The sequence below is a fragment of the Burkholderia reimsis genome, assembly GCF_003294055.1.
In the GTDB taxonomy this organism is placed as follows: Bacteria; Pseudomonadota; Gammaproteobacteria; order Burkholderiales; family Burkholderiaceae; genus Burkholderia; species Burkholderia cepacia.
Genome location: NZ_QMFZ01000033.1, coordinates 51,787 through 78,235, shown reverse-complemented (window position 1 = coordinate 78,235; position 26,449 = coordinate 51,787). Strand labels below are relative to the sequence as shown.

General features: G+C 66.3%; 31 protein-coding genes. 19 read left to right on the top strand and 12 right to left on the bottom strand.

Annotated elements, in window-relative coordinates:
- Positions 1-170: 170 nt before the first annotated feature.
- The gene (locus tag DPV79_RS30695) at positions 171-641 is read right to left on the bottom strand and encodes a plasmid fertility inhibition factor family protein (protein WP_113047238.1); all 471 of its coding nucleotides are present in this window, start codon (positions 639-641) and stop codon (positions 171-173) included.
- Between the two features lie 325 nt (positions 642-966).
- On the opposite strand from DPV79_RS30695, the gene DPV79_RS30690 reads away from it, so the two are divergent.
- Positions 967-1,389, top strand: coding sequence for a hypothetical protein (locus DPV79_RS30690; RefSeq protein WP_113047237.1), 423 nt, complete (start codon positions 967-969; stop codon positions 1,387-1,389).
- A gap of 210 nt (positions 1,390-1,599) precedes the next feature.
- The gene (locus tag DPV79_RS30680; protein ID WP_113047235.1) at positions 1,600-2,226 is read left to right on the top strand and encodes a hypothetical protein; all 627 of its coding nucleotides are present in this window, start codon (positions 1,600-1,602) and stop codon (positions 2,224-2,226) included.
- Between the two features lie 420 nt (positions 2,227-2,646).
- Here DPV79_RS30680 and DPV79_RS30675 read toward each other — a convergent pair whose 3' ends face one another.
- On the bottom strand, positions 2,647-3,399 hold the full coding sequence (locus DPV79_RS30675) for a DUF695 domain-containing protein (RefSeq protein ID WP_059496095.1): 753 nt from the start codon (positions 3,397-3,399) through the stop codon (positions 2,647-2,649).
- 86 nt (positions 3,400-3,485) lie between these two features.
- Here DPV79_RS30675 and DPV79_RS30670 point away from each other — a divergent pair, with 86 nt between their 5' ends.
- From DPV79_RS30670 to DPV79_RS30650, 5 genes are all read left to right on the top strand, one after another.
- Entirely contained in the window at positions 3,486-3,869 is a 384-nt protein-coding gene (locus tag DPV79_RS30670; protein WP_113047234.1) for a VOC family protein, read from the top strand.
- 47 nt (positions 3,870-3,916) lie between these two features.
- On the top strand, positions 3,917-4,225 hold the full coding sequence (locus DPV79_RS30665; protein WP_113047249.1) for a phosphatidylserine/phosphatidylglycerophosphate/cardiolipin synthase: 309 nt from the start codon (positions 3,917-3,919) through the stop codon (positions 4,223-4,225).
- A 205-nt stretch (positions 4,226-4,430) separates the two neighbouring features.
- Positions 4,431-4,673: a hypothetical protein gene (locus tag DPV79_RS43780; protein ID WP_081052453.1), complete on the top strand. Its 243-nt coding sequence runs from the start codon at positions 4,431-4,433 to the stop codon at positions 4,671-4,673.
- 178 nt (positions 4,674-4,851) lie between these two features.
- Positions 4,852-5,394, top strand: a complete 543-nt coding sequence (locus tag DPV79_RS30655; RefSeq protein ID WP_113047248.1) for an aspartyl-tRNA synthetase — start codon at positions 4,852-4,854, stop codon at positions 5,392-5,394.
- A gap of 162 nt (positions 5,395-5,556) precedes the next feature.
- Positions 5,557-6,030 (top strand): VOC family protein, encoded by a 474-nt coding sequence (locus DPV79_RS30650; protein WP_046545626.1) that lies wholly within the window; start codon positions 5,557-5,559, stop codon positions 6,028-6,030.
- A 51-nt stretch (positions 6,031-6,081) separates the two neighbouring features.
- Here the strand turns inward: DPV79_RS30650 and DPV79_RS30645 are convergent, their stop codons facing one another.
- Positions 6,082-7,053: a sensor domain-containing diguanylate cyclase gene (locus DPV79_RS30645; protein WP_113047233.1), complete on the bottom strand. Its 972-nt coding sequence runs from the start codon at positions 7,051-7,053 to the stop codon at positions 6,082-6,084.
- Positions 7,054-7,317: 264 nt separating this feature from the next.
- On the opposite strand from DPV79_RS30645, the gene DPV79_RS30640 reads away from it, so the two are divergent.
- On the top strand, positions 7,318-7,545 hold the full coding sequence (locus DPV79_RS30640) for a hypothetical protein (protein ID WP_059484534.1): 228 nt from the start codon (positions 7,318-7,320) through the stop codon (positions 7,543-7,545).
- 100 nt (positions 7,546-7,645) lie between these two features.
- Here DPV79_RS30640 and DPV79_RS30635 read toward each other — a convergent pair whose 3' ends face one another.
- Both DPV79_RS30635 and DPV79_RS30630 read right to left on the bottom strand, forming a co-directional pair.
- On the bottom strand, positions 7,646-8,269 hold the full coding sequence (locus tag DPV79_RS30635; RefSeq protein WP_027787490.1) for a phospholipase D family nuclease: 624 nt from the start codon (positions 8,267-8,269) through the stop codon (positions 7,646-7,648).
- Between the two features lie 333 nt (positions 8,270-8,602).
- Positions 8,603-9,091 (bottom strand): winged helix-turn-helix transcriptional regulator, encoded by a 489-nt coding sequence (locus tag DPV79_RS30630; protein ID WP_113047232.1) that lies wholly within the window; start codon positions 9,089-9,091, stop codon positions 8,603-8,605.
- Positions 9,092-9,260: 169 nt separating this feature from the next.
- Between DPV79_RS30630 and DPV79_RS30625 the strand changes: the two genes are divergently transcribed.
- On the top strand, positions 9,261-9,698 hold the full coding sequence (locus DPV79_RS30625) for a PaaI family thioesterase (RefSeq protein ID WP_021156998.1): 438 nt from the start codon (positions 9,261-9,263) through the stop codon (positions 9,696-9,698).
- A gap of 148 nt (positions 9,699-9,846) precedes the next feature.
- Complete coding sequence (locus DPV79_RS30620; RefSeq protein ID WP_113047231.1) at positions 9,847-10,899, top strand: NADP(H)-dependent aldo-keto reductase; 1,053 nt, start codon at positions 9,847-9,849, stop codon at positions 10,897-10,899.
- Between the two features lie 83 nt (positions 10,900-10,982).
- Here DPV79_RS30620 and DPV79_RS30615 read toward each other — a convergent pair whose 3' ends face one another.
- Together DPV79_RS30615 and DPV79_RS30610 are read right to left on the bottom strand one after the other, a co-directional pair.
- Positions 10,983-12,269, bottom strand: coding sequence for an MFS transporter (locus DPV79_RS30615; RefSeq protein ID WP_104766653.1), 1,287 nt, complete (start codon positions 12,267-12,269; stop codon positions 10,983-10,985).
- A gap of 35 nt (positions 12,270-12,304) precedes the next feature.
- Positions 12,305-13,726, bottom strand: a complete 1,422-nt coding sequence (locus DPV79_RS30610) for a M20 family metallopeptidase (RefSeq protein WP_059496083.1) — start codon at positions 13,724-13,726, stop codon at positions 12,305-12,307.
- A gap of 166 nt (positions 13,727-13,892) precedes the next feature.
- On the opposite strand from DPV79_RS30610, the gene DPV79_RS30605 reads away from it, so the two are divergent.
- The 4 genes from DPV79_RS30605 to DPV79_RS30590 all read left to right on the top strand — a co-directional run bounded on the left by DPV79_RS30605 (position 13,893) and on the right by DPV79_RS30590 (position 17,617).
- Positions 13,893-14,846, top strand: coding sequence for a LysR family transcriptional regulator (locus tag DPV79_RS30605; protein ID WP_059484538.1), 954 nt, complete (start codon positions 13,893-13,895; stop codon positions 14,844-14,846).
- Positions 14,847-14,910: 64 nt separating this feature from the next.
- The gene (mnmH, locus tag DPV79_RS30600) at positions 14,911-16,038 is read left to right on the top strand and encodes a tRNA 2-selenouridine(34) synthase MnmH (RefSeq protein WP_059858343.1); all 1,128 of its coding nucleotides are present in this window, start codon (positions 14,911-14,913) and stop codon (positions 16,036-16,038) included.
- Entirely contained in the window at positions 16,035-17,093 is a 1,059-nt protein-coding gene (locus tag DPV79_RS30595) for a permease (protein WP_113047230.1), read from the top strand. The genes mnmH and DPV79_RS30595 overlap by 4 nt, the downstream gene beginning before the upstream one ends.
- A 101-nt stretch (positions 17,094-17,194) precedes the next feature.
- Positions 17,195-17,617: a hypothetical protein gene (locus tag DPV79_RS30590; protein ID WP_021157006.1), complete on the top strand. Its 423-nt coding sequence runs from the start codon at positions 17,195-17,197 to the stop codon at positions 17,615-17,617.
- 37 nt (positions 17,618-17,654) lie between these two features.
- Here DPV79_RS30590 and DPV79_RS30585 read toward each other — a convergent pair whose 3' ends face one another.
- Together DPV79_RS30585 and nodI are read right to left on the bottom strand one after the other, a co-directional pair.
- Positions 17,655-18,488: an ABC transporter permease gene (locus DPV79_RS30585; RefSeq protein ID WP_113047229.1), complete on the bottom strand. Its 834-nt coding sequence runs from the start codon at positions 18,486-18,488 to the stop codon at positions 17,655-17,657.
- Between the two features lie 6 nt (positions 18,489-18,494).
- Positions 18,495-19,409: a nodulation factor ABC transporter ATP-binding protein NodI gene (gene nodI / locus DPV79_RS30580; RefSeq protein ID WP_021157008.1), complete on the bottom strand. Its 915-nt coding sequence runs from the start codon at positions 19,407-19,409 to the stop codon at positions 18,495-18,497.
- Positions 19,410-19,746: 337 nt separating this feature from the next.
- Here nodI and DPV79_RS30575 point away from each other — a divergent pair, with 337 nt between their 5' ends.
- Entirely contained in the window at positions 19,747-20,244 is a 498-nt protein-coding gene (locus DPV79_RS30575) for a universal stress protein (protein WP_021157010.1), read from the top strand.
- Positions 20,245-20,353: 109 nt separating this feature from the next.
- On the opposite strand, the gene DPV79_RS30570 is transcribed toward DPV79_RS30575, so the two are convergent.
- Genes DPV79_RS30570 through lexA form a run of 3 tightly spaced genes read right to left on the bottom strand, consistent with a single transcriptional unit; the run spans position 20,354 to position 22,106 of the window.
- On the bottom strand, positions 20,354-21,067 hold the full coding sequence (locus tag DPV79_RS30570; protein WP_113047228.1) for a DUF2939 domain-containing protein: 714 nt from the start codon (positions 21,065-21,067) through the stop codon (positions 20,354-20,356).
- Between the two features lie 29 nt (positions 21,068-21,096).
- Positions 21,097-21,432: a hypothetical protein gene (locus tag DPV79_RS30565; protein ID WP_006476078.1), complete on the bottom strand. Its 336-nt coding sequence runs from the start codon at positions 21,430-21,432 to the stop codon at positions 21,097-21,099.
- Between the two features lie 26 nt (positions 21,433-21,458).
- The gene (lexA, locus tag DPV79_RS30560; protein WP_006754655.1) at positions 21,459-22,106 is read right to left on the bottom strand and encodes a transcriptional repressor LexA; all 648 of its coding nucleotides are present in this window, start codon (positions 22,104-22,106) and stop codon (positions 21,459-21,461) included.
- Positions 22,107-22,370: 264 nt separating this feature from the next.
- On the opposite strand from lexA, the gene DPV79_RS30550 reads away from it, so the two are divergent.
- From DPV79_RS30550 to DPV79_RS30535, 4 genes are all read left to right on the top strand, one after another.
- Entirely contained in the window at positions 22,371-23,408 is a 1,038-nt protein-coding gene (locus tag DPV79_RS30550; RefSeq protein ID WP_021157012.1) for a sulfate ABC transporter substrate-binding protein, read from the top strand.
- Between the two features lie 122 nt (positions 23,409-23,530).
- Positions 23,531-24,424: a sulfate ABC transporter permease subunit CysT gene (cysT, locus tag DPV79_RS30545; RefSeq protein ID WP_021157013.1), complete on the top strand. Its 894-nt coding sequence runs from the start codon at positions 23,531-23,533 to the stop codon at positions 24,422-24,424.
- Positions 24,421-25,368, top strand: coding sequence for a sulfate ABC transporter permease subunit CysW (cysW, locus tag DPV79_RS30540; RefSeq protein ID WP_021157014.1), 948 nt, complete (start codon positions 24,421-24,423; stop codon positions 25,366-25,368). The genes cysT and cysW overlap by 4 nt, the downstream gene beginning before the upstream one ends.
- A 13-nt stretch (positions 25,369-25,381) precedes the next feature.
- Positions 25,382-26,440, top strand: a complete 1,059-nt coding sequence (locus DPV79_RS30535) for a sulfate/molybdate ABC transporter ATP-binding protein (RefSeq protein WP_021157015.1) — start codon at positions 25,382-25,384, stop codon at positions 26,438-26,440.
- The last annotated feature ends 9 nt before the right edge of the window (positions 26,441-26,449 follow it).

The window sequence follows — 26,449 nt, the reverse complement described above, 5'->3', positions numbered from 1 at the left end:
GTTGCATTGGCAACGAGCTGCAGCGGGGCATGAACCCGGCATGGCGTCCGGCAGACAATCGCTGACGCGATCGCGTCAGCCGTGACGGAGGCGAACGCCTCTAAGCGGTATATTTTGCGGCGAGACGTCCTGATCGAGAGAGCCATCGCCGGGCGAAAGCCGAACGTACTTCACAGTGACTCGCCACAGTAGTGCACGAGCAAATCGGCTTCCGTCTCGTGCACTTCGACGGGCAGGGTCGTTGCACCTGCATAGGCAAGATAGCGCGCGCGATGCTGGCCGTTCCGGAACGACGCGACTCCGACCTTCGACAGCCCGGGGATGCCGAGCAGCGTTCGTGTTCTCGTCTCGCGAAACGTGATGTACGGCATGTCCGGAATCCTGTCCTGTTCAGGATCGAGGAATTCGCGAATGCCCGCGGCTTTTCCCGGTGGCCAGTAAAGAACAGACGGCAACACGTAGTCCGTCGTGTCCCGGTCGGCACATGTCAGCAGTTTCGTCAGGTCGATCGTCACGACCCGGTGTCGCGTATCGTCGCACGAGAATACCCGCTTGAGGTGCGTATAGGCATAGGGAGTGTGTCCGGGAAGCTGGACAATCCAGACCTCTACGCCATTCTGTTGTGCGCGGGCGAGTGCCATTTTTTCCTCTGGTATTGCAAGCGGCCGTCCTGGCCGGAGTTTAGCAGTGCGGTTGCGATGGCGAAGCAGGGCAATACCCGGAACAGGAAAGCGCGGTGACTTGCAGCGGAACTGAACCACGAGCGAAAGCGCAGAGGGGAATGGCGGGCAAATCGAGTACAGTCATGTGTCGGCGATCGTTATCGACAGGTTATGAGAATATCGTGATCCCGCCAGCGGGAATGAGTCGTCGCGCGAATTTCATGCAGAATTCACACTGTGTCGCGAAACCCGGCAAGCGCGGATGATCACAAGAACAGAGAGGGCGGATTGACCGGAGAAAACCATGTCGTCGAAACTTGAGATCGAATATCTCGATTACTGTTTCACCGGGACGCTCGAAATCAGGGAGTCCGGTCGGACGGGCGTTGTCGATTGGCATCTCGAATCCGGTTCGCGAAGCAAGACGCTTGCGTGGATCGTATTCGACCGTTATCTCGAGCGGAGTGATTTCGCGGATGAAGAGGATGCGCGTGCCAATATCGTCGACTGGCTGGAACGGCTGGCCGATCCGGGATCGGGTGCGTCCGCCCAGATGACGAAGGCGAATGGGGTCGCTGCCGGCACGATGGCGGCGGGCGCGTCGACTGCGTCGAACGCTTCAACTTCATCGACCACATCGACTGCCGAAATCGTCGGCGAAACCGTCATCGACATCGCCAGCGATCTCGACTGGATCGAGATGGTTGCCGAATGGCTTTTCAGCTGACCGGTATGAGGACGAAACCCGGTGTCATGACGCGCGCGCTCTTGTGTTCGAGAAACATGGTTTCAAAAAAAGATGCAGAAAAAATGAAGCCGGAATCGTGTCGCTCGGAAAAATAGAATAAACCTGCTTTGACAGCCGCCGCGACTTGCCGGAGACTTGCCCCGGGCCTGAAAATATCCGCTTGCATTAAAACAAGATCAAATTCCAGACATGAAAAGAAGGGCGCTGCTGACGGCGGGCGTGATCGTTGTCGCCGCCGGCCTGACAGGCTGCACGGCAATGCTGTTCGAAGATAGCCGATACGAAGAGACGGTCGACCGATTCCTCGTCAGCGAGGATGGCAAGAAATTCGTCGTGCTCGGCGAGAAATATCACTACATCTTCGATATGCCCGAGCATCTCGGTGCCGTGCTGGCATCGCCCTACCGCAAGTCGATCAACGCGTCGCTCCATGGATTCGTCGCGCAGGGCAGCAAGATCTCGGGCAAGTTCCGGCTCCAGCTCCGTCGCGCCGATATGACCGACGAGGGCTGGGACCGCGCGCTGGAGGACGGCTTCGCGAAGCGCGGGAGCAGCGATCTGGAGATGAAGGGTGAACTGGCCGGTTCGCGTTATCTGGCCGACGGTTTTGCACAGGGCAAGACGTGGTCGTCGTTTGCGCATTCGTACAAGATCGACGTCACCGACCGCATCACCACGGCGGGCAAGGCCGTGCGCGTGCTCGCGACCCCCGTCACGCTCGCGGCCGACGGCGTGATGATGATCGGGGCGGTGGTGTTGTCGCCTGTCATCGTGGTGTTGCTCACGCCGGTCGCGGGCGTCGCGCTCGGGCCGTGACGCGATCCGCGCGGCACGGGAGCGTGCCGGTTGCCGCGGCATCGTCACCAAATGGTGAGTTGCCGCACAGATCGTTGCGCGGCCGGCGCTCACAATCTGGCCGGTTGACCGTTCTTCCCCGGCCCGGTCAACCATTTCCCCGCTCGCTCGCGCAGGAGCGGGGGCTTTTTGCCCGTCCGACGCCGCAAGGCCGCGTCGGCGGAACCGGACAGGCGTTCGGCGGGCAGCGCAATCGCACCGGTTGCGTGCCCTGCATCCGATCGCCTGGTCCGCACGTATCGCTTTCCTCGTGCCTGAGCGAACCCTCAGGCCCATCGCCGGTTTCGGCCGGTGATGCCTTGGTCCCGGCGGCGCGCATCAATGCCGCCGGGATGTTTTTTGCGCCGGATGCGGTGCATCACGTCGCTTGCGGCGGGTAGGTCAACCCGCTCGGCCAGCCTGTTCGATGCTGGTTTCCCATCCGTCGTATTCCCCTCCGAACGAATGTACCTCGCGATTGATCGCGACCGTATGGCGTGTGATGTCGGCCAGTGCCATGGTGCCCTCGTGCGAGAACCGTACGGCCGACTTGCCGTCCTCGGTAGGGGCGACCGATTCGACCGGATAGCCTTTCGCTTCGGCCCAGTCCGCGAACTGATGCGCGTCGCTCTGGTCGGGGAAGTACGCCCAGTGCATCACGCGCCGGCTGACATCACCGGCGTCGCCTTTCTTCCGCAATTCGTCCAGCACGCGCATGTCGCGCATGATCTGCCGGTCGTCGTCGGTCGGGTAGAGCGTCTGCCAGTACGCTTCCTTGTCCGGATCGTCCTGGTGCGCGTACTGCAACGCGTAGGTCGTCTGATCGGCCAGCGCGTCGATGATCTCCGCCGCGGCCTCTTCGTCGAGCGATACGTAGAAAAGGAAATCCCGATGGCCGTCGACGGTGATGCGGCCGACCTGCACACCACCTTTCGCCGTGATCGCGGCGTCCAGCAGGTCCTCGATCTTCGCGAGACCGGCGAATTCGTCGCCGGTCGGCAGGCCTTCCGGCGTCGGATGCGCAAAGGGGACGCGCACGCTGAGCAGCGACGTGCGCGGATCGCCTTCCGCGATTTCCGCAAAGTCGTGGTTGAAGCTGATGAAAGCCTGATGGTCGCCCATTCTGGCAGGGAAGGTTCCCCAGGCGTCGGTCATGTGTTTCTCCCGTGCACGATTGTCTGTTGACGGTTGTAAAGCGTCCCAATGTATCATCGAAAATCGCGTTGACCGGAGGGGCGCGCATGATCGAGAGTCTGGGCATCCTGGTGCCGGTCGAAGACGATCGCTTTCGGGCGGTGGTGGATTTCTACCGTCTGGCGCTTGCGCTGCCGGTTCACTCCGAAGGCGTGTCGGCTGCGGGGAATCCGTGGCACCGCTTCGTGATCGGCGGAGCAACGCTGACCGTTCACACCGGCAGCGGCGGCAGGTTTCCGTATCCGGAGTTCCGGCCGACCGGCCATGGCATTGCGCTGGCCGTCGAAGTCGCGCACGTGTCGGAAGCCGTCGCACGGCTCGAGTCGTGCCGCATCGGCATCCTGAACGAGTGGGACTACGGCGACGGCACGGTTGCGATTTCCGTGGCGGACCCGGCGGGAAACGTCTGCGAGATCTGGGGCCGTCCGTGACCGCGCATCGGTACGGCGGGCCGCAAAAATATTCGAAGGAGATGCCGATGTCGATGTTTGCGGTGAATGGTGTGCGAATCGATCCGCTCAGCGCGCGCGTGACGCACGTGCGCTGGGCGGCCGTGAATCCGTCCGACCGGTCGTGGGCGGCGACGCCGAGCGAGGCGCCGGTGGCGGACGTGGCGCGCGCGCTCGCGTCCGGCAATGATGTCCGCGCAATCTTTTCGGCATCGGACGCCACCGTGATCGGGCCCCGGCTCAAACGCGTGCTGTATCGCGATGCATCGGAAGGCATCGAACTCGACATCGATGCAACGAACGAATCGCGCACGTTGCGCGATCTGCCGCAAATCTGACCGAAGGGGCATGCGCCGTCGCTAGCACGCGTCGTCGCATGAATGGCGGCACCTGGCCGAACGGTCGCTCGCACGACGTCGATCACGAGGAGTAGTATTGGACGATCGTCATGCCGCATGGCCGGTTGTGCCGAACGGTTTGACGGGTCACGCGATCTTCAGCGAGCCGTTACCGGAAGCGAACTTCGCAAACGCGTACGAGATCATGTCCAGATCGCTCATCGCTCCGTGGGCGTCCGCGCTTTGTCTGGCGCTGTCGGCTTGCCAGACGGCGTCCGAGCCGCCTCCGCTGCCGTCGCCCGACACCGCGTCGGCAGCCGCAGCCGTTCCGGCGTCGTCGCCCGCCGCGCCGATCCGTGGCATCGGCCTGGCGCCTCATCTGGCAGGGCAGAGTCATTGGGCCACCGGTCAATGCACGACCAACGGCACCGTCAAGGTGTGCAACTGAATATGGCCGGTGCCGGCCGGGCACTGCCCGTTCCGCGTGGACGAGTGCGTGCTGCCGTGCGTCGATGCGTAACTTTTTCGATCACGATCATTTCCCGTCGGCACGCCGACCTTTTCAGCGCATCGACAGGGTGTCCGGCTTCGATCACCCGGCGGCCGTCGAGGTGAGCGATCGCACAATGAAAGACGCACTTGAATCCACCGATTCCGGCTGGCACGTCGATCCGGTCGCGGGAACGATCGCCGGCCAGTTGCCGGTGACACTGGCGGTTGACGGCCGAAGCCTGAAAAGAAGGGCGATCGTATGCATGGTGCTGGCCGCGGCAAGCCTGTGCGGTTATGCGGCCGCCCCGGCACTCTGGCCGGTAGCGGCGCTGGCCGGATTGCTGGCGCTGGCGGGGGCCGCCTTCCTCGTGTCGTCGCGACGCAGGATGGCGCTGCATGTCGACGAGACGGGTTTCAGGCTGATCGGAGGCTTACGCGAACAACCCGTCACGCCATGGCGTGATGTCACCGAATTCCGGATCATCAGCGTCGCAGGCAATCGCTATATCGGTTACCAGTTCTCGGCGCATTCGTCGCGCACCAGGGTGCCGGGCGGCGTGATGCTGCCGATTGCCCGGTTTGCCGATCTTCCGCTCGATGCGGTGGCAGGACTGCTCGAGGCATGTCGCCGGCAGTTCGGCACGCCGGACAACGAGGCCGACCGAACGGGCGGGTGACGCCCGATGCGGCGACCCCGAGCGCCCTGATACTCGAGAAAACAAAAAAATGCAGGGCGCCGTGTCGATTTCCGCCGGGGTCGTCCGTCGTAGCATCGGAGGCGTGCGCATCGCGCGTCCGTCCCGATTCCGATACGACAACCGAACGAAGGAGCGACACCCATGTCCACGTCCGTCAAACCGATCCCGGAAGGGATGCGTACGCTGACGCCGCACCTGATCTGCGCCGGCGCAACCGCAGCCATCGACTTCTACAAGCGCGCGTTCAATGCGAGCGAACAATTTCGGCTGGCGATGCCTGACGGCCGGCTCGCGCACGCGTGCCTCGTGATTGGCGATTCGACACTGATGCTGGTGGATGAAATGCCCGAACACGGCGCGCTCGGGCCGAAGGCCCTGAAAGGCACGCCGGTCTGCCTGCACCTGTACGTGCCTGACACGGACGCCGCGATCGCGAAGGCGGTCGCGGCCGGCGCGACGGTGACGATTCCTGCCGCAGACATGTTCTGGGGCGACCGCTACGGACAAGTCGAGGATCCGTTCGGACACCGCTGGTCGCTCGCGACGCACCAGCGCGACCTGACGCCCGAGCAGATCGCGGAGGCGATGGCCAGCGCGCCGCCGTGCGGCAGCTGACACAGCCGCGCCACCGCAATTGAACGGCAGGGCGGCGGCATGCACCCGCGCTCACGCGCCGGCCGTCTTGCCGCGCTGCTTGTGCTCGTACATCCGTTGGTCGGCCGATGCGAGCAGGCCGGCCACGTCGCGATGGTGCGCGGGGTCGTAGTCGACGTACCCGACGCTGAACCGGATGTCATAGCCGCGTGCGTCGGCCGTGTTGCGCTGCGCAAGCGCCTGCGTCACGCGCTCGACCGGCTCGGCGACGTCGGCCGGATCGGTGGCACTCAGCAGCACGACGAACTCGTCGCCGCCAAGCCGTGCGATCACGTCGCTGTCGCGTAGTGCGCCCGTCAGCGTGTCGGCAAATGTCTTGAGCGCGCGGTCGCCCTCGGCGTGGCCGAAGCGGTCGTTGATCGCCTTGAAATCGTTCAGGTCGAAGAACAGCAGCACCGCGTGACGACTCAGGCGATCGCACAGGCTCAGCACGTGGCGGGCCAGGATCTCGAAGCCGCGGCGGTTCGTCAGCTGGGTGAGCTCGTCGGTGGTCGCGAAATGCAGCGCGGCGATCTCGCGTTCGGTCATGTGGGCGAGATCGCCGAGCAGCGCGAGCTCGTCGGGTTCGAGCGAGCGCGGCCGCGTGTCGATCAGGCACAGCGTACCGATGGGCGCGCCGTTCGGCGCCACGAGCGGCCGGCCGGCGTAGAAGCGGATCCCGGGCGCGCCGGTGACGAGTGGATTGTCGTGGAAGCGATCGTCGTTCAATGCATCCTGGATCACCATCGTGTTGTCCGCGAGCAGCGCATGGGAGCAGAACGACACGTCGCGCGACGTTTGCGTGACGTCGAGCCCCGCATGGCTCTTGAACCACTGGCGATCGTCGTCGACGAGACTGACCAGTGCGATCGGCACGTCGAACAGCCTGCGTGCAAGACGGGTCAGGCGATCGAAGCGTTCTTCGGGCGGCGTGTCGAGGATCGAGAGCGAATGAAGCGTATCGAGGCGGGCCGCCTCGTTGGCCGGTTTCGGTGCAATTTGCATGGATCGTGTCCTTTGTCCCGGCTGCGAGGCCGGTCACGGGATCGTATGCCGGACAGTATCGCGCATTGCGCGGCGTATCGCCATGCCGGCGATCCGGAAGCGGGCGGTTTCGGCCTGGCCCGGATCGTTGCAGATGCGGTGAGAAGCGGGCGTCATGGGCCCGCGTTTCGCCCCGATGCGCAATCCGGTGCGCGACGTCTCAAGGTGCCCGGCGCAGTGCCGTAAACAGGGCGAGTCCAATCGTTCATCGCCTTCCATTGCACCATGGTTCGAATTCTGTACGCGGGTTATCTCGCGTTTGCGCTGTATCTTCTTTATCCGATGGTCCAGAACACGCTGGTATTCGGCGTCGCATGTGTGAGCAACGCGCTGCCGGGCGGCGCCAGCGGCTTGTCGACATCGTCGGCACGCGGCGCGGGTGAGCACGCGAATCGCTGCGCGCCGACGACGCAGGCCGGTGCCGCGACGGGGCGGACGGCTGAAATCCATTAAGCAGGCAACGCGTTGGCCGTTCGGCCGAATTGAGCGTCGCGCGATGCTCGCCGATCATCTGCAACACGGCGGATCGAACACGAGGTGAGCGCGGCGCGTGTCAGTAGCTGGAACGGTACGGCGTGCCCTGGTCGAAACGGCTTTGCCAGTGCGTGAGATAGCGCGACGCGAGTTGCGGGTTGTTCCACACCACGACGACGTTCTCGGAATTGCGGCTGGCCGCCGACGCGCTGTAGTTGAACGAGCCCGTTTCGACGTGCTCGGCGTCGATCACGAGGTACTTGTCGTGATGGATCGCATAGGCGTCGATCGTGCGTGTCGGGATGCCTGCGTTGACGAGCAGGTTCAACGCCTGCTTGCTGCTCTTCGCGCGATTGCCCTTGTCGTCGACCACCACCGCGACATTCACGCCGCGTCGCTTGGCGGCGAGCAGTGCGCGCGTGACGGGCGGCGACGTGAACGAATAGGCTGCGACGCGGATCGAACTGCGCGCGGCGCCGATCGCTTTCAGCACCAGCGCTTCGGCGCCGCCATCGGGCGAAAACGCCGATTCGACGACCTGTGTTGCGGGCGCTTCGTGAGTGGGGGCCGGTAGCCACCGCGACACGAAGTCGATCGCCTGCTGGAGCAGCGATTCGCTTTGCGTCTTGCCGAAAGCGGTGAACGGTGTGGCGAGCAGGGAGGCGGCGAGACAGGCAGCGGCGAGGCGATTGCGCGACAACATCTTGGACAGCGAATAATTTCGAGACAGCGGGCCGTGAGTGTAACGCACACGTGGCGGCCCGGTCACGTGCGGATGCCAAGGGATGACGCATCGCGAAGACCGGCGATGGCAGAGGCGGTGACGCAAAGTTGCGTTGTGCGGGATCCGTGCATGCGATCGGATCGATCGGCGGATGGGGGGCGATGGCGGCGCGTGAATGCGCATGCGACGGCAGGGTGTCGGCGTGCAAGCCGTGTGAGAGTGCAACCAGGTCGGCTCGCTGGAACCGGCGACAGCAGCGCGAACGCAACGAACGATCCGTGTGCGTCACACGCTCCTGTATGCGCGGATGCGTCAGTCCTCGGCCGAAGCCGTTCCGGCGGCTTCTGCTGCGACCCATCCGGGGCCACGCTCCGGCTGCACGTCGCGCGCGTCGAGCGGCTCGCCGCACGCCGAGCATACGGTGACCGCGTGCATCAGATGGCCGCAGGTACGGTGACGCAACTGCACCGGTGGCCCCTGGCCGTCGTCTTTCCAGCGGTCTCCCCATGCGGTCAGCGCGAGCAGGGTCGGGTAGAGGTCGCGGCCCTTGTCCGTCAAACGATATTCGAAACGCGGCGGGCGTTCCTGATACTCGTGCTTGGCCAGCACGCCTTCGTCGACGAGCCGCGCGAGCCGCTCCGCCAGCACATGGCGCGTGATGCCGAGCTGGGTCTGGAACGCGTCGAAGCGGCGGCAGCCGAGGAACGCGTTGCGGAGGATCAGCATGGTCCAGCGGTCGCCGAGCACGGCAAGCGTACGCGCGACCGAACAGTTCAGCGTGCCGATGTCATCCCATTTCATCGTCGAGTCTCTTGCGGCGGTTCAGCGAAATAGCGGGCTCGATTATAGAACCCGCCTTCGACTGCAACGAGCCCGGCCTCGTTGACAACGACCGTGGTCGTTGTGAATAATGAGTTCCAATTTGGAACTTACTCGCGCGGCGACGCGCTTTCAACCCGGAGACAACCCGATGAACCCGCTTTCCCTGTCTGGTCTCGATCTGCTGCGCGCAGCGGTATCGGGCGATGCGCCGCTCGCGTCGATTTCCGAGACGATCCCGATGCGTCCGCTCGACGTCGAGCTCGGGTATGTGAAATTTTCGGCGCGGGCGGACGGCCGGCACCTGAACCCGCTCGGCGGCGTGCACGGCGGGTTCGCGGCGACGGTGCTCGATTCGGTCACGGGGTGTGCGGTGCATTCGATGCTCGATGCGGGCGTCGGCTACGGTACGGTCGATCTGCATGTGAAGATGCTGCGACCCGTACCGCGCGACGTCGAGCTGGTTGCGGAAGGGCGCGTGATTCACCTGTCGCGTTCGCTGGGCGTTGCCGAGGGCACGCTGAAGACGCCGGATGACAAGATCGTCGCGCATGCGTCGGCGACCTGTTTCATCCAGCGGCCGCAGTAACGGTGGGCCGCAACGCCTTCGTTCGAGCCCTGCGCGTGAACGCTCGCGCCCGTACCGAAGGCCGCCTGTAAGCGTGTGCGGCGCCTGTCTGAAGCGGTCGCTTCAATGTGATAGCGTTCCTGCTTTCCACCGACGCGACAGGAACAGCATGGAATACCGCACACTTGGCGATTCGGGCATCGAGGTCAGCCTGATCGGCCTCGGCACGATGACGTGGGGCGAGCAGAATTCGGAGCGCGATGCGCACGAGCAGATCGACTACGCGATCGGGCAAGGCGTGACGCTGATCGATGCCGCGGAGATGTATCCGGTGCCGCCGAAGCCCGATACGCAGGGGCGCACCGAACAGTACATCGGCACGTGGCTCGCGCAGCATCGCGCGCAGCGCGAGCGCATCGTGCTTGCGACGAAAATCGCGGGGCCGGCGCGGCAGCCGCATAATCCGCGCCATATTCGCGGCGAAGGCAACCAGTTCGACCGGAAGAACCTGACCGAAGCGCTCGACGGCAGCCTCAAGCGCCTGCAGACCGACTACGTCGATCTTTATCAGCTGCACTGGCCCGACCGCAGCACGACGACGTTCGGCCGTCCCGCCTATCCGTGGGTCGACGACGCCTACACGGTGCCGATCGAGGAAACCCTCGGCGTGCTCGCGGAATTCGTGAAGGCCGGCAAGGTGCGCGCGATCGGCGTGTCGAACGAAACGCCATGGGGCGTCGCGCAGTTCCTGCGCGCGGCCGAGAAGCTCGGGCTGCCGCGTATCGCAAGCATCCAGAATCCGTACAGCCTGGTGAATCGCACGTTCGAGAACGGGCTGTCGGAGTTTGCGCATCGTGACGGCGTCGGCCTGCTTGCGTATTCGCCGCTCGCGTTCGGCTGGCTGTCCGGCAAGTACGAGAACGGTGCGCGTCCGGCCGGCGCGCGCATCACGCTGTTCGAGCGCTTCCAGCGTTACAGCAAACCGCAGGCCGTCGAGGCGACGTCGCGCTATGTCGCGCTCGCGCGGCGTCACGGGCTGTCGCCCGCGCAGCTCGCGCTGGCGTTCGTCAACAGCCGGCCATTCGTGCGCAGCAACCTGGTCGGCGCAACGTCGCTCGAGCAGTTGAAGGAGAACATCGGCAGCGTCGACGTGAAGCTGTCCGACGAGATCCTCGCCGAGATCGATGCGCTGCATGAGCTGCAGCCGAACCCGGCGCCGTAAACGGCGCACGGCCCGCGCGGCGACGATGCCGATGCCGCTAAGGGCCGCACCGGCGGCGCGTCGCCGCGCCGTCGTTTCTTCCGTTATCGCATCTTGAGCCGGGTGCGCGCGACGAACAGCGCGACGAGGCTCAGCACCGCACACGCCATCAGGTAGAGCGCCGGCGATAGCCGGTTGCCGGTCGCGCTGATCAGCCAGGTGATGACGAACGGCGCGAAGCCGCCGAACAGCGTGACCCCCGTGTTGTAGCTGACCGCGAGCCCCGTTGCGCGCGTCTGCGACGGGAACAGCTCGGCCATCAGCGCCGGCAGCGCGCCGCAGTACATCGCCTTCAGCGCGCCGATCCAGACCAGTGCGGCGAGCATCGTTGCGAACGACGCGTGGCGCGTGAGCCAGGCGAACGTCGGCCACACGCTGACGAGCATCAGCACGGCCGCGGCCGCCATCATGCGGATCCGCCCCGTGCGATCGGACAGGTGGCCGACGACCGGCGTGACGAGCGTGAGCACGAACCCGGTCGCGAGCGTCGCCGCGAAGCCCGTCGACGCGGGCAGGCCGAGCTGCTTGATCGCATAGGTCGGCATGTACAGCACCATGTAGTTGATCGCGGTCGAGATCACGAGCGCGCCGATCGACAGCAGCAGCCGCAGCTTCTGATCCGCGAACAGTTCGCGCACGGGCGCTTCCGAGCGTGCCTGCGTCTTGAACTCGACGCCTTCGTCGACGTAACGGCGGATGTACAGCCCGACCGGGCCGATCGCGAGCCCGAACAGGAACGGCACGCGCCAGCCCCAGCTTTCGAGTTGCGCGGTTGTCAGCGTGGATGTCAGCAGCGCACCGAAGCCCGACGCGAGCAGCGTCGCGAGTCCCTGGCTCGCGAACTGCCAGCTCGACATGAAACCGCGCCGCTGCGGCGCGTGCTCGACGAGGAACGCGGTCGAGCTCGCGAATTCGCCGCCCGCGGAAAAACCCTGCATCAGCCGCGACAGCATGATCCCGAGCGGCGCGAGTATGCCGATCGATGCGTAGGTCGGCATCGACGCGATCAGCAGCGTGCCGGCCATCATCATCGCGATCGACAGCAGCAGCGACGCCTTGCGGCCCGCGCGATCCGCGTACGCGCCGAGCACGAAGCCGCCGATCGGCCGGATCAGGTAGGACAGGCCGAACGTGCCGAGCGTGAGCATCAGCGACGTCGCTTCGCTCGTGGCGGGGAAGAACAGCTTGGCGATCGTCACCGCGAAGAAGCCGTAGACGATCAGGTCGAACCATTCGAGTGCGTTGCCGATCGACGCCGCGAAGATGATGCGCCGGATCTTCGCGGCGCTGGGGAGGGCGGCTTCCTGCGAGGTCAGGGTGGTCGTGTTCATCGTGTGGGCAGGTCCCGTGAAAGGGGCGAAGCGCGTTACAGGGTGGCGCCGGCCGCGGCGGGCGCCGCGCGGCGAACGGTCGGGGCGTCGTCGCCGAGATCCCAGAAGAGGCCGGCCATCATCTGCAGCCCCTCGCTGACGACGCTCGCGAGCAGGTGCTCGTCGGGCGCGTGCTGCGAGCACGCAGGGTACGAATGGGGTACCCACAGGGTCGGCAGCCCGAGCGTGTCGGCGAACACTTCGTTGGGCAGCGTGCCGCCGAGATTCGGCAGGATCGCGGGTTTCTTGCCGGTGGTCCGCGCCAGCGACGCGACCGCCCAGCGGACCCACGGATCGTCCGGCGACACGCGCGTCGCCGGTGCACCGCGCTCGACGTCGATCTCGATGTCGGCGAAGCCATGCGCATCGAGGTGCGTGCGCAGGTGCGCATGCAGCGCCTGCCAGTCGGTGCCGACGACGAAGCGCAACTGGCAGTGCGCGTACGCGGCCGGCGGGATCGCGTTGACGGGGTGCTCGGGGTTGCCGGCCTTGAATGCGAGGATCTCGAACGTGTTCCAGCCGAACACGCGCTCGGGCGCGGTGAGGCCGGGCTCGCCCCAGCCGGCGTCGAGCGCCGGATCGCCGGGGCCGCCGCCGACGCAGAGATCGGCGAGCGCCTCGCGCACGGCGGCCGGGATCGGCGGCGGACGCAGCCCCGCGACGCGAATCGCGCCGCGCGCGTCGACGAGGCTCGCGAGTGCGTGCGCGAGCACGATCGCCGGATTGCGCAGCAGGCCGCCCCAGTTGCCGGAGTGATGCGCGCCGTCACGGGCGCGCAGGCTCAGCTTGAAATTGACCGAGCCGCGCGAGCCGAGGAACACCGTGGGGCGCGCGGCGGCGATGCGCGGGCCGTCGGACGCGATCAGCACGTCGGCTGCGAGCGCGTCGCGCTCCTGACGGCACAGTGCGTCGAGGCCCGGCGAACCCGTTTCCTCGCCCATCTCGATCAGCAGCTTCGCGTTGAAGCCCATCCGGCCGCCGCGCGCGTCGAGCACGCTCGCCAGCGCGGCCAGGTTGATGGTGTGCTGGCCCTTGTTGTCGGCGCTGCCGCGGCCGTACCAGCGGTCGCCGTCGGCCGTCAGCGTCCACGGCGACAGCGGTGCGCGCCACTGCGCGTCGTAGCCGCGCACGACGTCGCCGTGGCCGTAGATCAGCACGGTCGGCAGTGCATCGTCTTCGTGGCGCGATGCGAGCAGGAACGGGCCGCCGCCGTCGACGGGATTGTCGACGATCCGCGACGTGAAGCCGAGGCGCGCGGCCTCGGGTGCGATCTCGTCGGTCAGGTAGGCGCGCAGCGCGGCACCGTTGCCGCTCTCCTGGCTTTCGGTTCGCAAGCCGACGCGGCGGCTCAGGGTCGTGAAGAACGCACCGGATTCGAACTGGTTCAGCGCGTGCTGGATGGCGGCGGTACGGCTCAAGTCGTGTCTCCTCTGTCGGGTTCGCTGCACGTGGCGGATCGTGCGTGCAGGGTGAAGTGCGACCGATTCTAGAAAGCCGTTTTTTTTGTCACAATGATCGAATTTCGAACCTTTCTTTGCCGAAAAGGCAAAGCAGCGCGGCCGGCAGCCGGGTGGAGACAGAACAATGGCGGCTTTCCTGCATGGCCTGGCGTTGCGGTATTTCGTCGAGGTGGCGCGCACCGGTTCGATCAGCGACGCGTCCGCGCGGCTGCACGTGGCTGTCTCGGCGATCAGCCGCCAGATCGCGAAACTCGAGAGCGAGCTCGGCGCACCGCTGTTCGAGCGCCGGCCGCGCGGGATGGCGCTGTCGGAGGCCGGGGAGCGGCTTCTGGCGTTCGCGCAGCGCAGCCTGCTGGAGGCCGAGCACGTGATGAAGGACATCGGCGGGCTCGACGCGCTGCACGGCAGCCTGCTGAAGATCGCCTGCTCGGAAGGGTTCGCGATCGATTTCCTGCCCGGCACGCTCGCGCGCTTCAAGGCGCGCCATCCGGGCGTCGATTTCTCGGTGTGGGTCGTGTCGCCGGCGGAAGCGACGCGGCGCGTGCGCGACGGCGACGTGGACATCGCGTTGAGCTTCAGCCTCGCGCCGGAGAAGGGCGTGCGCGTCGAACATACCGAGCGCGCGCCGATCTTCGCGCTGGTGCGGCGCGACCATCCGCTAGCGACGCGTGAAGCGGTGTCGCTCGCCGATGTCGCGCGTCACCCGCACGTGCTGCCCGAGGCTGGCACCACGGTGCGCCAGCTGATCGACATCGCATGCGCGCTCGACGGGCTGCTGCTCGAGCCTGAACTGACGAGCAACAATACGGCGGCGATGTACGGTTATGCGCGGCGCACGGGCGCGGTGATGTTCACGGGGCTGCTGTCGGTGCGCGACCGCTGCGCCGCGGACGGCTTCGTCGTCGTGCCCGTGACGAACCCGCAGTTGCGCGAGCGCAGCATCCAGGTGCAGACGATGGCGGGGCGCGACCTGCCCGCGTCGGTTCGCGCGTTCCGCGACCATCTGATCGACGCGATGCAGGCCGCATCGCCGCCGCCGGCCGCCGCGCGCGGCCCGAGACGCCGGCCCGTGAGATAATCGCCAATCCGCCTTCCGTGCCCATGCGGCTCATCGAGCCGCATCGCCCCTGTTCGACGCCAAATTGAAGAACCTGATTGTCACCCTCGATCGCGCCGGCGAGTTCGACGAGATCATCGACGTGCGCACGCCGCTCGAGTTCGCCGAGGATCATATCCCCGGCGCGCTGAACGCGCCCGTGCTCAGCAACGAGGAGCGCGTGCTCGTCGGCACGATGTACCGACAGGTGTCGCCGTACGAGGCGACGCGCGTCGGCGCGGCGATGGTGGCACGCAACATCGCACGTCATCTCGACACGACGTTCGCCGACCGGCCGCGCAACTGGCGGCCGCTGATCTACTGCTGGCGCGGCGGCAAGCGCTCGGGCTCGATGACGACCTGGTTCAACCTGATCGGCTGGAAGGCGCGCCAGCTCGACGGCGGCTACAAGTCGTACCGCCAGTCGGTGTGCGCGACGCTCGACTCGCTGCCGACGCGCTTTCGCTACATCGCGCTCGTCGGCCATACAGGCTGCGGCAAGACGCGCCTGCTGAACGCGCTGCGAGACGCGGGCGCGCAGACGCTCGATCTCGAGGCGCTCGCGTGCCATCGCGGTTCGCTGCTCGGCGCGCTGCCGGGCAAGCCGCAGCCGGCGCAGAAGGGGTTCGATTCGGGGCTCGTCGAAACACTGGGGCGTTTCGACCCCGAATGGCCGGTGTTCGTCGAATCGGAAAGCCGCAGGATCGGGCTCGTGCAGTTGCCGATCGCGTTGATCGAAGCGTTTCACGCAGGGCCGTGGGTGCATGTCGACGCGGCGCACGACGAGCGCATCGCGTTCCTCCTCGAGGATTACGCGCACCTGTTCGACGAACCGGACGCGTTCAAGGCGCAGCTGCACCGGCTGATCGGCCTGCACAGCCGCGAACAGGTGACGCACTGGAAGGCGTTGATCGATGCCGGCGCGCGTGCCGAACTGTTCACCGAACTGATCGACAAGCATTACGATCCCGCGTATGCGCGCACTTATCGCGCGACGTACAACAAGCCGAACCGGGCGCTGACGTTCACGTTCCGGCCCAACGCGGCCGATGCGTGCGACCAGGCGCGCACGCTGCTGGCGCAACTCGCGCAGGCCGGGCTGCCCGCGTCGGCCGCACTTGCGGCAGGCATGAAGCCCGCCACCGACAATAACCAATCGACGATCACACGATGACGACCACACGCACCCAACCCAGTCCGGCACTCGGCTGGATGACCTTCCTGCTGATCGCGGTCGCGGGGCTGTTCTATGTGAAATGGTTCCCGTACTACAACAAGGCGTTCGTTGCCGCGGAGCATCATTCGATCGGGCAGTCGATCCTGATGGGCACGTCGGCGGCCGCGCCCGCGCCGTCGCTGAAAGCCGCGCTCGACTACGCATGGGCGTACGGCAAGGCGATCTGGCAGGCGATGGTGCTCGGCTTGCTGCTCGGTTCGGCCGTGCAGGCGCTGCTGCCCGCGCACTGGGTCGCGCGCGTGCTCGGCCGCACCGGCTTCGGCAGCGTCGCCGCGGGCGGCCTGCTGTCGTTGCCCGGCATGATGTGCACGTGCTGCGCGGCGCCGGTCGTCGCGGGGCTGCGTGCACGCCATGCCTCGCCGGGCGGCGCGGTCGCGTTCTGGCTCGGCAACACGGTGCTGAACCCGGCGGCGCTGGTTTTCATGGGCTTCGTGCTCGGCTGGCACTGGAGTGCGTTGCGCCTCGTGCTCGGCGTCGCGATGGTATTCGGGATCGGCTATCTGCTGAACCGGATCGCGCGCCCTGAAGACGCCCGCATCGACGATGCGCAGCTCGCCGCGCTGGCGGCCGAGCAGGCCGCGGCCGGCAATCCGTTCGTGCGCTGGATGAAGCTGCTCGCACGCATGGCCGTGCGGCTCGTGCCCGAATACATCGTGCTCGTGCTGTTGCTCGGCGCCGCGCGCGCATGGCTGTTCCCGCATATCGGCCCGGACATCGGCAATCATCTCGGCTGGATCGTCGCCTTCGCGGTCGCGGGCATGCTGTTCGTGATCCCGACGGCGGGCGAGGTGCCGATCATCCAGGCGATGCTGTCGCTCGGCATGGGCGTCGGCCCGGCCGCCGCGCTGCTGATGACGCTGCCGCCGATCAGCGTGCCGTCGCTCGCGATGCTCGCGCGTTCGTTCAAGCCTTACATGCTGGCCATCGTCGCGATCCTTGTCGTCGTGTTCGGGATCGCGAGCGGCCTGCTCGCGGTCGCGTTCGGGTTCTGACGCGCGCAAGCGGTGCGCCGGCCGGGCGCAATCGTCGTATTCATCCGGCGCCGCCGTTTCACGCGTGCGGCGCCATTTACAAGAAGCAAACAGGAAAACGCATGACCCAACCGAAGATTCATCCTCGACTCGAAAAGGCGCTGACGCGCGGCGATCTCGCGATCCGCCAGGCCAATTCCGCGCGGGCGACTGCCGTGCTGAATGCACTCGGCACGATGATCATCGAGGCCTCCGCAACGATCGGCGTCGAGGCCAGCATCGACATTCCGCAGGGCGATCGCATTTACGATCCGGTCAACGGCCTGTGGCCGCAGAAGATGCTGGTGTCGTTCGACGGTCCGGTGGACGAAGCCGACAAGGAAGAACTGCGCACGGTTTATCTGCTCGCCGACGATCCGGGCACGCAGTTCCGCGTCGAATGGCATCGCGCGGACGGCAAGCTCGGCCGCCAGGAAGGTGGCCCGCTCGCGACCGTCGCGTTCCTGACCGACGTCGAGATTCCGTGGAGCGACGACGACGAATAACGTCGTCGCATGAAGCCGGCGCCCAGTGCGCCGGCCGTCAGCGCATCATGCGCCGCCGGAACAGCCAGGCGGACAGCAGGAATCCGCCGACCGCGTAGCCGGCGAGCACCGCGACATGCAGCGCGACGTCGGTCGCCGGCCGGCCGAGCATCGCGGGCCGGATCAGCTCGACGGCGTTCGCGAGCGGCAGTGCCTGCGCCGCATGCCGCGCGATCGGCGGCAGTTGCGTGGTCGGGAAGAACACGCCCGACAGCAGCAGCATCGGCGTCAGCACGAGCGTCTGATAAAACATGAAGAAATCGTAGGACGGTGCGAGCGCCGTGACGATCATCGCGATGCTTGCGAACGCGAGGCCCGCGAGCGCGATCACGGGCAGAGCCGCGAGCATCGACGGAAACCGCGCATAACCGAGCGCCCCCGCGACGAGCATGATCGCGGCCCCCGACAGCATCGCCTTGCTGGCCCCCCAGACGATCTCGCCGAGCACGATGTCGCCGAGCGCAAGCGGCGTATGCATGATCGCTTCCCACGTGCGCTGCACGTGCATCCGCGAGAAACCCGAATACATCGACTCGAAGCTCGCGGACATCATCACGCTCGAGCCGACCGTACCGGCCGCGAGGAACGCGATATACGACACGCCGTCGACATGGCCGAGCATCAGGCCGAGCCCGAACCCCAGACCGAACAGATAGATCATCGGATCGGCAAGATTGCCGAACATCGACGCGAGCGCGAGCTTGCGCCAGACGAGATAGTTGCGCCGCCAGACGGCGATCCAGTTGGTTGCGTTCGCGGGCATCGCGATCGCGAAGCGGGACACGCGTGGCGGTGCCGACGGGGCGGTGGCGGAATAGTTGCGCACGTCCATGATCGATCAGTCCTGCATTTCGCGGCCCGTGAGCCGCAGGAACACATCTTCCAGATTGGCCGGGCGATGCAGATAGCGCAACCCCGTGCGACCCTTGAGTCGCGCACTGAGCGGTTCCGGGTCGCTCACGTAGCAGAACAGTGTCTCGCCGCTGATCTCGGTGTGCTTCGCGAACGCCGCCAGCTCGTCGCGCAGCGTGGCCGGATCGGGCCCGTAGATCTCGATCACGTCGCAGCCGATCTCCGATTCGATCAGCGCGTGCGGCGCACCTTCGGCGATCTTGCGGCCTTCCTCGATCACGCACAGCCGGTCGCACAGGCGCTCGGCTTCTTCCATGAAGTGCGTGGTGATCAGGATCGTCTTGCCTCGAGCGAGCAGCGAGCGCAGGCGCTCCCACATGAGGTGGCGCGCCTGCGGGTCGAGGCCCGTCGTCGGCTCGTCGAGCACCAGCACATCGGGATCGTTGACGAGCGCACGGGCGAGCGTGAGCCGGCGCTTCATGCCGCCCGACAGCTCGCCGACCTTCGCATCGGCCTTGTTCTCGAGCTTCGCGAATTCGAGCAGGGGTTTCACGAGCGCGTGCGCGGCCTGCGCCGACATGCCGAAATAGCGGCTGAAGACGAGCAGGTTCTCGCGGACGGTGAAGTCGGGGTCGAGATTGTCGAACTGCGGGACGACCCCGACACGCTGGCGCGCATGTCGCGCACGCGATGGAACCGGTTCGCCGCAGAGCGAAATGGTGCCTGCATCGGGATGCGTGAGGCCGAGCAGCATTTTCAGCGTGGTGGTCTTGCCGGCGCCGTTGGGGCCGAGCAGGCCGTAGCATTCGCCGGCCTGCACGGTGAACGACAGGCCGTTGACGACAAGCTTGTCGCCATAGCGCTTTTCGACGTTCCGGAAATCGATCGGTGCAACGAGCATGGGTAGGTTGTCGTTGTATGCGGGCGCGGCAGCGTTTCGCTGCCGGATGCGTGGCCGGTTGGCGAACCGATCGGACGATGGCCTGTCACACGGGCATGACCGACGCGCACGACGCCGGCGCCTGGTGGCCCGCTGGAGTACGAACGGGCCATTCTAGTGCATCGGCTGCGTCTCTTCAGGGCATGCCTGTGCGGTGCGATGCATGCGCGCACCCATCGTGCACCGCATCATCGCGCACGCGCCGCGCGGAGCGAATCAGCGTTTTCCATCCCTTGCGTCCTGAATTGCGGCGCACCATGATGAATGCGTAGGCTCGTTGTTGCGATAGGGAGGTTTCATGGCTAGCTACAACAAGATTCTGCTGTGTTACGACGGCACGCTCGAAGGGCGCAAGGCACTGCGCTGCGGCGCCAATCTCGCGATGGACCTGAAGGCCGAGACGCATTTGCTGTCGGTCGTCGACATGCGCTCGAGCATTGCACAGAGCGCGGGTTTGCTGACCGACGTCGCGTGCGGCCGGTTCGAGGAAACCGCGCGTGAAATCCTGCAGGAAGGGGTGAACTGGCTGCGCGAGCGCGGCGTGCAGGCCGAAGGCCATTTCGCATTCGGCTATCCGATCGACGAAATCGCGAATCTCGCGACGGAACTGAACGCCGATCTCGTCGTCGTCGGCCACCGGTGCCGCAGCGGGCTGTCGAGATGGTGGATGGGCTCCGGCAACACGCAACTGCTCGATCGCGTGAACTGCAGCATTCTGGTTGCGTGTTCATCGGCGCAAGAGCAGAAGGCCGAAATCGCACGCGAGCGTGAAGCGGCCACGGCGAACGGCAAATGATCCAATGATTCGATGACTGCGTGGCTGGCGAACCGAGCCGGTCAGGCAGTCACGCCGCCTCAGTGGCTCGGGCGATGACCCCGAGCCAGTCAAGTCCTGTCGAGCCCTGTCAAGCGTGCAGGTCGATGGCGGACAACTTCCACGAGAACAGGCCGAAGCGGTGGAATATCGCCGCATAGCGCGTGCCGTCGGCACTGCGCTGGTAGGTCACGACGAATTCATCGATATTCCGGTAGCCGGCGCTGGTTTGCTGCTGATGCGGCGAATGCGCTGCATCGACCGGGCTGGCCGGCGCGGCAGCAGCAGGGGGCGGCGATGATGCGGCCGCCGCGTTGCTGCCCGGAGCGGCTGCGCTTGCCGAAGCCTGATTGGGTGCCGATGCGGCCGGTGTGTTGCCCGGTGCATCGCTGCCTGGTGGCAGATTCGACAGGTCAGGTGGACGCTCTCCCGGATTGCCACGCGGTGGCAATCCGCTCATCAGCGCGGCCACGCCCTCCGGGGTCGCGTATGCATCGACCAGCGGGCCGATCAATGCCGACCCGATCAGTGCACCGAGCACCGCGAACGGATTGCTCTTCTTCACCGCATCGATCCGGCGCATCAGCTCTTCCGTGACCTGCTGCTTCAGGCTGATGCGCAGCGACGGAAAATCGACATATTCACTGATGGCCTGCGCATCACGCGCATCGATCGCCGTTTTCAGGCGGCCGAGCGCGACGTACGGCGATGCGTAGGCATAGCCGATCGCCGCAATGGCGGCGATGGCCAGCACGATGATCAGCAGGGGTTTGAGCCGCCATGCGCGGCCCGAAGATCCGGTCACGTTGCCTCCGGTGCGGGGATGTTCCGCAATCAGAGACCGCCTGGCGTGGCCGATCGTTCCTCTGCAATGCAGCGATCGATCATCCGGCACACGGCATCGATCGTGCCGACCATGATCAGGCGCGAGCGACCGTGATAGACGCGCACCGGCGCGCGGCGCGCGGGTTCCGCGTGATTCAGGCCGGCGTTCAGCGACACCCGCGCGAAAGCGGGGAGCGCCGACGGCAGCAGGGACGCCTGCCGTTCGACTGCGACTTCTTCTTGCACAGGCGCCGCCGCGGACAGCGGTGCGCAGGGCGTGCGGCCGCGCAGGTGACGCAGGCGACCGAATTGACGGAAAGGCAGCAGGCGGGCAAGGCGTTCCATGATGTTCTCCTCAGCGAGACGGAATGTCAGAGTTCGCCCGAGCGGATCAGCCCGACGGCGATGCCTTCCAGCGCGAATTCCGCGCTGCCGGCCTTGACGAAGATGTTTTCGTAATCCGGGTTCTCCGCGATCAGCTCGAGACCGCCCGGCCGGCGCATCAGGCGCTTGACCGTGACGTCGTCGCCGAGACGCGCGACGATGATCTGGCCGTCCTTCGCTTCCGTGCGCTTCTGCACGGCGAGCAGGTCGCCATCGAGGATGCCGGCGTCGCGCATCGACAGGCCGCGCACCTTCAGCAGGTAGTCGGGCTTGCTGGTGAACAGCGCGGGATCGCACGCGTAATGCTGCGAGATGTGCTCCTGCGCGAGGATCGGGCTACCGGCTGCCACACGGCCGACGAGCGGCAGCGACAGCTGCATCAGGCCGGCGTGCGGGAGCGTGAACTGGTGCGGGGCATCGTCGATGCCGAGCAGGCGGATGCCGCGCGACGCGCCGGCGGCCAGCTCGATCACACCCTTGCGCGCCAGCGCGCGCAGGTGCTCTTCGGCCGCATTCGGCGAGCTGAAGCCCAGTTCGGCCGCGATCTCGGCACGGGTGGGCGGGAATCCGGAGCGCTCGATCGCGCGACGGATCAAGTCGAACACTTGCTGCTGACGGGCGGTGAGTTTGGTCATGGCTCAACTGTATGGATAGACAGTGAGCTGTATTTTTATACAGTAGTTCGCGAATTTCAAGTGTTACGTGAGGTTCGACGCGATCACGCCGGTTCCGGCGTGATTTTGCGACGTCCGGACGCCGGTTTATCTGCCGCAACCGTCCATCCCGTCTGCGTTAGCACTTTTGAGTATTAAAAAATGAGGAACGATTATTTTTAATCATGTAACCCGTTCGCTAGACTGGCCCGACATCGCAATACCGACAACACTGGAGAACCAAGGATGGGCAAGCGCAATACGGGGCTGGTGGGCGGAGTGGGCCGCCTGATCGCAACACTCGCGCTGGGCGCGGCGGCGGCGCTGGGCGTCGCGACGCACGCGCAGGCCGATACGACCTTCCTGAACGTGTCGTACGACCCGACGCGCGAGCTGTATCAGGACTTCAACCAGGCGTTCGGCAAGGAGTGGAAGGCGAAGACGGGCGAGACCGTCAACTTCAAGCAGTCGCACGGCGGTTCGGGCGCGCAGGCGCGCTCGGTGCTCGACGGCCTGCAGGCCGACGTCGTCACGCTGGCGCTGGCGTACGACATCGACGCGCTCGCGAACAAGGGCCTCGTCAACAAGGATTGGCAGAAGCGCCTGCCCGACAACGCGTCGCCGTATACGTCGACGATCGTGTTCCTGGTGCGCAAGGGCAACCCGAAGGGGATCAAGGACTGGGACGACCTGACCAAGCCGGGCATCTCGATCGTCACGCCGAACCCGAAGACGTCGGGCGGCGCACGCTGGAACTACCTGGCCGCATGGGCGTACGCGCAGCACAAGCCGGGCGGTAACGAGCAGACGGCGAAGGACTTCGTCACGAAGCTCTACAAGAATGCCGGCGTGCTCGATTCCGGCGCGCGCGGCGCGACCACGAGCTTCGTGCAGCGCGGGATCGGCGACGTGCTGATCGCATGGGAAAACGAGGCGTTCCTGTCGGTCAAGGAATTCGGTACCGACAAGTTCGAGATCGTCGTGCCGTCGGTGAGCATCCTGGCCGAGCCGCCCGTCGCGGTGGTCGACAAGGTGGTCGACAAGAAGGGCACGCGCAAGCTGGCCGAGGCGTATCTGAACTTCCTGTACAGCCCGCAGGGCCAGGAGATCGCGGCACGCAACTACTACCGGCCGCGTTCGAAGAACGTGCCGGCGGAGCTGACCAAGCAGTTCCCGAAGCTGAAGCTGTACACGGTCGACGATACCTTCGGCGGCTGGACGAATGCGCAGAAGACGCATTTCGCGGACGGCGGCGTGTTCGATTCGATCTACAAGCCGCAGTAAGACCATAACGACAGCGGCGCGCCACGACAGCGCGCCGCACCCTCGACGGGCCGCCGGCGCAAAGCATCGCGCCGGCGTTTGCGTCGGACCCATGAGCAGCATCGACCCAGCAAGAGCATCCGATGACGACGTACACCTTTCGCAAGCCGAGCGCGCTGCCCGGTTTCGGCGTGACGCTAGGCATCACGGTGGCCTATTTGAGCCTCGTGGTGCTGATACCGCTCGCCGCCACGTTCCTGAAGACCGCGACGCTGTCGTGGGACCAGTTCGTCACCGCCGTCGCGTCGCCGCGCGTGCTCGCGTCGTACCGGCTGACGTTCACGTCCGCACTCGGCGGCGCGCTGATCAACGCCGTGTTCGGCTTCCTCGTCGCGTGGGTGCTCGTGCGCTACACGTTCCCGTTCAAGCGCCTCGTCGATGCGATCGTCGACCTGCCGTTCGCGCTGCCGACGTCGGTTGCCGGCATCTCGCTCGCGGCCGTCTACGCGACCAACGGCTGGGTCGGCCAGTATCTCGCGCCGCTCGGCATCAAGATCGCGTTCACGCCGGCCGGCGTGCTGGTCGCGCTGACCTTCATCGGGCTGCCGTTCGTCGTGCGCACCGTGCAGCCGGTGCTCGAGGATTTCGAGCGCGAGCAGGAAGAGGCGGCCGCGTGCCTGGGCGCGTCGCGCTGGCTGACGTTCCGCCGCGTCGTGCTGCCGGCCGTGCTGCCGGCGCTCCTCACCGGGTTCGCGCTCGCGTTCGCGCGTGCACTCGGCGAATACGGCTCGGTGATCTTCATCGCCGGCAACGTGCCGATGAAATCCGAGATCACGTCGCTGCTCATCATCACGAAGCTCGAGCAGTACGACTACGCGGGCGCGACCGCGCTGGCGGTCGTGATGCTGGTCGTGTCGTTCCTGATGCTGCTGCTGATCAACACGCTGCAGTGGTATCTGCAGCGCCGCACGAGCAAGGGCGCGAGCGGTCCCGCGCCTGCTGCCGTCACCGCCGCCGCAGCAGGAGGCCAGCAATGAGCCAGGAGGCCACCGTCGTGCTGAAAACCCCGTCTTCGGCCGCGCAAGGGCGCGCCGCGAAGCGGCTCGACCCCGTCAGCGAGTCGCGCGTCGTGCGCTGGCTGCTCACGGGCATCGCGCTGGCGTTCCTTGCGTTCTTCCTCGTCGTGCCGCTCGCCGCGGTGTTCGTCGAGGCGCTGAGAAAAGGCATCGGCTTCTATCTCGAATCGCTGGCCGATCCCGACGCGTGGTCGGCGATCAAGCTGACGCTGACCGTCGCCGTGATCGCCGTACCGCTGAACCTCGTGTTCGGCGTGTGCGCGTCGTGGGCGATCGCGAAATTCGAATTCCGCGGCAAGGCGCTGCTGACGACGCTGATCGACCTGCCGTTCTCGGTGTCGCCGGTGATCTCGGGTCTCGTGTACGTGCTGCTGTTCGGTGCGCAGGGCTGGCTCGGGCCGTGGTTGCAGGCGCACGACGTGCAGATCATCTTCGCGGTGCCGGGCATCGTGCTCGCGACGATCTTCGTCACGTTCCCGTTCGTCGCGCGCGAGCTGATTCCGCTGATGCAGGCGCAAGGCACCGACGAGGAAGAAGCCGCGCGCGTGCTCGGCGCGTCGGGCTGGCAGATCTTCCGCCGCGTGACGCTGCCGAACGTGAAGTGGGGGCTGCTGTACGGCGTGATCCTGTGCAACGCGCGTGCGATGGGCGAGTTCGGCGCGGTGTCGGTCGTATCGGGCCACATCCGCGGCGTGACCGACACGATGCCGCTGCACGTCGAGATCCTGTACAACGAATACAACTTCGCGGCAGCGTTCGCGGTGGCGTCGGTGCTCGCGCTGCTCGCGCTCGTCACGCTCGCGCTGAAACTGATCGCCGAGCGTCATCTCGCCGCCGAACTGGCCGGCGCGAGCGACACCGTTCCCGCACACGCCGGCCCCGCCGCCGTTTCGTCGAAATCGTAAAGAGGCAACCAGAATGGGTATCACCGTCCGTAACCTTCAGAAGCGCTTCGGCGATTTCACGGCGCTCGACAACGTGTCGCTCGACTTCCCGCCCGGCGAACTGGTCGCGCTGCTCGGGCCGTCCGGCTGCGGCAAGACCACGCTGCTGCGCGTGATCGCGGGCCTCGAGCACGCGGATGCCGGCCAGGTCGTGCTGCAGGGGCTCGACGTCGCGTCGGTCGGCGCGCGCGATCGGCAGGTCGGGTTCGTGTTCCAGCACTACGCGCTGTTCCGCCACATGACCGTGTTCGAGAACGTCGCGTTCGGGCTGCGCGTGAAGCCGCGCCGCGAGCGGCCGTCGGAAAGCGTGATCCGCGACAAGGTGCACGAGCTGCTGAAGCTCGTGCAGCTCGACTGGCTCGCGCAGCGTTATCCGTCGGAGCTGTCGGGCGGCCAGCGCCAGCGCATCGCGCTCGCCCGCGCGCTCGCGGTCGAGCCGAAGGTGCTGCTGCTCGACGAGCCGTTCGGCGCGCTCGACGCGAAGGTCCGCAAGGAACTGCGCGGCTGGCTGCGCCGCCTGCACGACGACCTGCACATCTCGACGATCTTCGTCACGCACGACCAGGAGGAGGCGCTGGAAGTCGCGGACCGCATCGTCGTGCTGAACCGCGGCCACGTCGAGCAGGTCGGCAGCCCGCAGGACGTCTACGATCATCCGCAGAGCGCGTTCGTCTACGAGTTCCTCGGCGCGGCCAACCGGCTGCCGGGCACGGTCGCCGGGCGCGGCTTCGTGGCCGAGGGCGCGGCTGCGCCGATCGAGGTCGATGCCGATTTCGCGGGCCCTGCGAACGCGTACGTGCGGCCGCACGACCTGCAGCTCTGGCCGGCCGGTGAAGGGCATCGCGACGGCATCGCGGTGGACGTGCGCCGTGTGATTCCGCTCGGCGGTTCGGTGCGCGTGGAGCTCGAGGCGCGCGCGGGCGGCGCGCTCGAGGCGGAACTCGATCGCGACGCATGGCGCGCGCTGTCGCTGCAGGTCGGCGACGGTGCAACGGCCGTGCCGCGCGCGGTGCGTGTGTTTCCCGCGCGTTGACGCCAGAAT

What these genes read in the sequence shown, in the direction of transcription:
- DPV79_RS30695 (WP_113047238.1), bottom strand. Translation starts at nt 641, where the DNA reads ATGGCACTCGCCCGCGCACAACAGAATGGCGTAGAGGTCTGGATTGTC.
- DPV79_RS30690 (WP_113047237.1), top strand. Translation starts at nt 967, where the DNA reads ATGTCGTCGAAACTTGAGATCGAATATCTCGATTACTGTTTCACCGGG.
- DPV79_RS30680 (WP_113047235.1), top strand. Translation starts at nt 1,600, where the DNA reads ATGAAAAGAAGGGCGCTGCTGACGGCGGGCGTGATCGTTGTCGCCGCC.
- DPV79_RS30675 (WP_059496095.1), bottom strand. Translation starts at nt 3,399, where the DNA reads ATGACCGACGCCTGGGGAACCTTCCCTGCCAGAATGGGCGACCATCAG.
- DPV79_RS30670 (WP_113047234.1), top strand. Translation starts at nt 3,486, where the DNA reads ATGATCGAGAGTCTGGGCATCCTGGTGCCGGTCGAAGACGATCGCTTT.
- DPV79_RS30665 (WP_113047249.1), top strand. Translation starts at nt 3,917, where the DNA reads ATGTCGATGTTTGCGGTGAATGGTGTGCGAATCGATCCGCTCAGCGCG.
- DPV79_RS43780 (WP_081052453.1), top strand. Translation starts at nt 4,431, where the DNA reads ATGTCCAGATCGCTCATCGCTCCGTGGGCGTCCGCGCTTTGTCTGGCG.
- DPV79_RS30655 (WP_113047248.1), top strand. Translation starts at nt 4,852, where the DNA reads ATGAAAGACGCACTTGAATCCACCGATTCCGGCTGGCACGTCGATCCG.
- DPV79_RS30650 (WP_046545626.1), top strand. Translation starts at nt 5,557, where the DNA reads ATGTCCACGTCCGTCAAACCGATCCCGGAAGGGATGCGTACGCTGACG.
- DPV79_RS30645 (WP_113047233.1), bottom strand. Translation starts at nt 7,053, where the DNA reads ATGCAAATTGCACCGAAACCGGCCAACGAGGCGGCCCGCCTCGATACG.
- DPV79_RS30640 (WP_059484534.1), top strand. Translation starts at nt 7,318, where the DNA reads ATGGTTCGAATTCTGTACGCGGGTTATCTCGCGTTTGCGCTGTATCTT.
- DPV79_RS30635 (WP_027787490.1), bottom strand. Translation starts at nt 8,269, where the DNA reads ATGTTGTCGCGCAATCGCCTCGCCGCTGCCTGTCTCGCCGCCTCCCTG.
- DPV79_RS30630 (WP_113047232.1), bottom strand. Translation starts at nt 9,091, where the DNA reads ATGAAATGGGATGACATCGGCACGCTGAACTGTTCGGTCGCGCGTACG.
- DPV79_RS30625 (WP_021156998.1), top strand. Translation starts at nt 9,261, where the DNA reads ATGAACCCGCTTTCCCTGTCTGGTCTCGATCTGCTGCGCGCAGCGGTA.
- DPV79_RS30620 (WP_113047231.1), top strand. Translation starts at nt 9,847, where the DNA reads ATGGAATACCGCACACTTGGCGATTCGGGCATCGAGGTCAGCCTGATC.
- DPV79_RS30615 (WP_104766653.1), bottom strand. Translation starts at nt 12,269, where the DNA reads ATGAACACGACCACCCTGACCTCGCAGGAAGCCGCCCTCCCCAGCGCC.
- DPV79_RS30605 (WP_059484538.1), top strand. Translation starts at nt 13,893, where the DNA reads ATGGCGGCTTTCCTGCATGGCCTGGCGTTGCGGTATTTCGTCGAGGTG.
- DPV79_RS30595 (WP_113047230.1), top strand. Translation starts at nt 16,035, where the DNA reads ATGACGACCACACGCACCCAACCCAGTCCGGCACTCGGCTGGATGACC.
- DPV79_RS30590 (WP_021157006.1), top strand. Translation starts at nt 17,195, where the DNA reads ATGACCCAACCGAAGATTCATCCTCGACTCGAAAAGGCGCTGACGCGC.
- DPV79_RS30585 (WP_113047229.1), bottom strand. Translation starts at nt 18,488, where the DNA reads ATGGACGTGCGCAACTATTCCGCCACCGCCCCGTCGGCACCGCCACGC.
- nodI (WP_021157008.1), bottom strand. Translation starts at nt 19,409, where the DNA reads ATGCTCGTTGCACCGATCGATTTCCGGAACGTCGAAAAGCGCTATGGC.
- DPV79_RS30575 (WP_021157010.1), top strand. Translation starts at nt 19,747, where the DNA reads ATGGCTAGCTACAACAAGATTCTGCTGTGTTACGACGGCACGCTCGAA.
- DPV79_RS30565 (WP_006476078.1), bottom strand. Translation starts at nt 21,432, where the DNA reads ATGGAACGCCTTGCCCGCCTGCTGCCTTTCCGTCAATTCGGTCGCCTG.
- lexA (WP_006754655.1), bottom strand. Translation starts at nt 22,106, where the DNA reads ATGACCAAACTCACCGCCCGTCAGCAGCAAGTGTTCGACTTGATCCGT.
- DPV79_RS30550 (WP_021157012.1), top strand. Translation starts at nt 22,371, where the DNA reads ATGGGCAAGCGCAATACGGGGCTGGTGGGCGGAGTGGGCCGCCTGATC.
- cysT (WP_021157013.1), top strand. Translation starts at nt 23,531, where the DNA reads ATGACGACGTACACCTTTCGCAAGCCGAGCGCGCTGCCCGGTTTCGGC.
- cysW (WP_021157014.1), top strand. Translation starts at nt 24,421, where the DNA reads ATGAGCCAGGAGGCCACCGTCGTGCTGAAAACCCCGTCTTCGGCCGCG.
- DPV79_RS30535 (WP_021157015.1), top strand. Translation starts at nt 25,382, where the DNA reads ATGGGTATCACCGTCCGTAACCTTCAGAAGCGCTTCGGCGATTTCACG.